The organism is Streptomyces tateyamensis (assembly GCF_003205575.1).
In the GTDB taxonomy this organism is placed as follows: Bacteria; Actinomycetota; Actinomycetes; order Streptomycetales; family Streptomycetaceae; genus Kitasatospora; species Kitasatospora tateyamensis.
Genome location: NZ_PYBW01000425.1, coordinates 1 through 415 on the forward strand (window position 1 = coordinate 1; position 415 = coordinate 415).

1 protein-coding gene is annotated in these 415 nt (G+C 73.7%); it reads left to right on the forward strand.

All coding sequences use genetic code 11. The features are described 5' to 3' along the window. Positions 1-221, forward strand: a 221-nt coding sequence (locus tag C7C46_RS34055; protein ID WP_146259365.1) for a response regulator transcription factor, incomplete at its 5' end; no start/stop codon positions are given. Positions 222-415: the final 194 nt, after the last annotated feature.

A 415-nucleotide genomic window follows, 5' to 3' on the forward strand; every position in this document is an offset into this window, starting at 1 on the left:
CCGCCGCCGGGCCACCCGCTGCCGGGGCGGCGGAGAAGAAGTCCCCCCTGACAGCCCGCCAGACCGCGGTGCTGTCGCTGGTCGCCGACGGCCACGACAACGCGGCCATCGCCCGCACCCTGGACTGCTCGCCGCACACGGTGAAGAACGTGATCTACGAGCTGATGGTGAACAACCGCGCCCACGCGGTGGGCCGCGCGGTGCGCCTAGGACTGGTGTGAGCCGTCGAGGACGGCGACGGGGACGGCCCGCAGCCGGCCCCGCCCGACGTCACCGCCCGCCGAGCACCTCCTCGATCACCGCGCCCAGCGTGGCCACGTGCGGCGGCTTCATAACACCGAAGTGGGCGCAGGGCACCCGGAGCACCGTCACCCCGCCAGTGGCAAGCTCGCGCGACCGCGACAGGGACTCATCG